This window comes from Kineococcus glutinatus, assembly GCF_039542765.1.
Lineage (GTDB): Bacteria > Actinomycetota > Actinomycetes > Actinomycetales > Kineococcaceae > Kineococcus_A > Kineococcus_A glutinatus.
This window is the reverse complement of record NZ_BAABIL010000257.1, coordinates 1-3,251: the sequence shown is the minus strand read 5'-3', so window position 1 is coordinate 3,251 and position 3,251 is coordinate 1. Positions and strand designations below refer to the sequence as shown.

Below are 3,251 nucleotides of genomic sequence, written 5' to 3'. Positions count from 1 at the left end.
GTGCGGCAGACTGAGCCGCAGCGCGGGCCCCGGCGGCACCCGGGTGCCGCCGGGGCCCGCGCTGCGACGTGCGGGACCGGCCGGAGAGGGAGCGTGACGTGGACGACGGGGAGCTGCGGGGCGGCGGCGGCGACCGGGCGGGCGACGTCGTGCGCCGGGCGCCGCTGTTCGCGGCCCTGGACGACGCCGCCGCGGCCGCGCTGCTGTCCTCCATGGAGGCGGTGCACCTGGAGCGCGGGCAGGTCCTCTTCTCCGAGGGCGAGCCCGGCCACAGCGTCTACGTCATCCGCTCCGGCAAGATCAAGCTGGGCCGCACCGCGCCGGACGGGCGGGAGAACCTGCTGGCCATCATGGGGCCCGGCGAGATGTTCGGGGAGCTGTCGCTGTTCGACCCCGGCCCGAGGACCAGCTCGGCGCGGGCGGTGGCCGAGACCGACCTGATGGCCCTGAGCCACGACGAGATGCTGGAGTGGCTGGCCCGGCGCCCGGAGGTGGCCCGCCACCTGCTGCAGGCCCTGGCCCAGCGGCTGCGCCGCACCAACGTGGCGCTGGCCGACCTGGTGTTCACGGACGTGCCCGGCCGCGTCGCCAAGGCCCTGCTGGACCTGTCCCGCCGCTTCGGCCGGCCCATCGCCGACGGCCTGCTCGTGGCGCACGACCTCACCCAGGAGGAGCTGGCCCAGCTCGTGGGCGCCTCGCGGGAGACGGTGAACAAGGCGCTGGCCGACTTCGCCTCCCGCGGCTGGCTGCGGCTGGAGGCGCGGGCCGTGGTGCTGCACGACGTGGAGCGGCTGGCCCGCCGGGCCCGCTGAACCCGCGGCGGACGGGTGACGGGACCTCCAGCCCGCCACCACCGCTGCCGACCACCCGCAGGTGAGCACGCGGTGGGACGTGCCCGCCCTGGGCAGCCGGCGGGCCAGGACGATCGACGCCCGGATCAGCGGCGTCATGGCGATCGTCGGTTCCGGCATGGCCCTGACGATGGCCGGCTCGCCGTTCGTGCACGTCTTCGCCAGCTCGTGCGTCGTCATGGGTGCGGCGCTGCTGCTGTTCGCCCGCCACGTGCCGGCCTGGCTGCTCAGCGCGGCCATCGTCCCCGGCGCGGTGGGCATCGCCAACTACGCGGTCAACGGTGCCCACGCCGCGACCGCGGCGAGCGGCTCCATCCTCTTCGTGCAGCTCGTCCTGCAGATCGGCCTGCTGCGCAGCCGCCGGGAGACGTGGGTGCAGCTCGGCGTCCTGCTGGCCGTCCACGCCGGCGTCCTCGCGCTCGCCGGTGCCGCCCCGGCCGTCGTGGGGCAGTCCCTCGGCACGGTGGGGCTCACCCTGGCCCTGGTGGCGCTCGCCGTGACGTGGCTGCGCGCGCGCGTGGACGGGCTGCTGGAGGAGCTGCGCCGGCAGGCCACCGTCGACCCGTTGACCGGAGTGCTCAACCGCAACGGCCTGGCGCAGGTCGGGCAGGGCTGGCGGGCCGAGCACGGCGCGGCGGGCCGGGACGTGGCGCTGGTCCTCGTCGACGTCGACCACTTCAAGCGCGTCAACGACACCGCCGGGCACCAGGTGGGCGACGAGGTGCTGCGGCGCCTCGGGGCACTGCTGCTGCGGGAGGTCCCCGCGGGTGCGGTGGTGGCCCGCCTCGGCGGCGAGGAGTTCCTCGTGGTGGTGCCGGGGGTGGACCTGGCCGGGGGTGCGGCCGTGGCCGAGGCGCTGCGCCGGGCGGTGGCGGCGGTGGGCGGCCGGGACGGCCTGCCGCGGTTCACCGTGAGCGCGGGCGTGGCCGCCGGGCGGGTGGTGGACGACGTCGACGAGCTGTACCGGCGGGCCGACGAGGCCCTCTACCGCGCCAAGCGGAACGGGCGCGACCGCGTGGAGACGGCCTCCGGGCCCGCCGCCGCACCCGGCCCGGCGCTCCTGGCCCCGTCCTCCTGACGCACCTCCCCGGCGCGGGTGGACTCCCGGTGGACGGTTGCCCCGAGCCCTCAGGTCCGCCGTCCACCGTCCGAAGGGAACCCGGTGCCGCCGGTCGCGGCGCCCTCCCCGAGACGGAAGGTCCCCCGATGGACGACGCAGCGACCGGCACCACCCGCCCCGGCGGACCGCTCGCGAACCGCGGGGTGGGGAGCCGGGTGCTGCTGGCCACCGCGCTCGTGGCGCTGACCACCGTCGCCGTGGGCGTCCTCGCCCTGTGGGTGGTCCGCGACCTCGGGCAGCACCGGCACGACGAGGTCGGCCGCGCGGTGCCCTACATCGCCGGCCTGCAGGACGTGGCGCTGGCCGCGAAGGCCGCCGCGAACGACGAGCGCGGGTTCCTGCTCACCCGGGACGCGGAGTTCGCCGACGAGGCCCTGGGTCGCCGCGACGCCGTGGCGCAGGGCCTCGCCGCCGCCCGGGAGGTGGCCACGCCCGCCGAGCAGCGCACCCTCGACGCCCTCGAGCAGCAGCTCGACGCCTGGTTCGGCGCGCTGTCGCAGGAGGTCGAGCTGGCCGGCACCGACCACGCCGCCGCCGTCGAGGTGTCCTTCGGCGCCAACCGCGACCTGCGCAAGGCGTACGAGGTCGCCCTGGCGGAGGAGACCGACCGGGCGGGCGCGGCGCTGGCCGCCGGGCAGGACTTCGTCTCCACCGCCCGGCGGGGCGAGGTGCTCATCGTGGCGATCCTCCTGGCGGGCCTGGTGCTGGCCGTCGGCGCGGCCCTGCTCATCACCCGCGGCATCACCCGGCCGCTGCGGGCGCTGACCGGTGTCCTGGACCGCGTGGCCGACGGCGACCTGACCGCCGCGACGGGTGTCGTCGGGGGCGGTGAGGTCGGCGCGATGGCGCGGGCGCTGGACCGCACCACCAGCCACCTGCGCGACGTCGTGCGCGACGTCGTCGCCAGCGCCGGCACCCTGGCCACGTCGTCGGCGGAGCTGACGTCGCTGGCCGGCGGCATGGCCGACGACGCCCGCCTGGCCGCCGCGCAGGCGCAGACGGCCTCCGCCGCGACGGAGGAGATCAGCGCGAGCATGGGGACGGTCGCCGCGGCCGGCGACGAGATGTCCGCGGCCATCCGCGAGATCGCCGCCTCCACGGCCGACGCCGGCGCGGTCTCCGGCACGGCCGTCGCCTCGGCGCGGGCCGCCGACGAGACGGTGCGCCGCCTCGGCGCCTCCAGCCGGGAGATCGGCGACGTGGTGGGCCTCATCACGTCCATCGCGGAGCAGACGAACCTGCTGGCGCTGAACGCGACCATCGAGGCCGCGCGGGCCGGG

3 protein-coding genes are annotated in these 3,251 nt (G+C 77.2%); all 3 read left to right on the top strand.

The genetic code is table 11. From position 1 onward, the window contains the following. Positions 1–98: 98 nt before the first annotated feature. Positions 99–812 carry a Crp/Fnr family transcriptional regulator gene (locus ABEB16_RS10690; RefSeq protein WP_345712239.1) on the top strand — a complete coding sequence of 238 codons (714 nt, stop codon included), beginning with the start codon at positions 99–101 and terminating at the stop codon, positions 810–812. 61 nt (positions 813–873) lie between these two features. Continuing rightward, entirely contained in the window at positions 874–1,929 is a 1,056-nt protein-coding gene (locus ABEB16_RS10685) for a GGDEF domain-containing protein (RefSeq protein ID WP_345712238.1), read from the top strand. Between the two features lie 128 nt (positions 1,930–2,057). Then, positions 2,058–3,251, top strand: a 1,194-nt coding sequence (locus ABEB16_RS10680; protein ID WP_345712237.1) for a methyl-accepting chemotaxis protein, incomplete at its 3' end; no start/stop codon positions are given.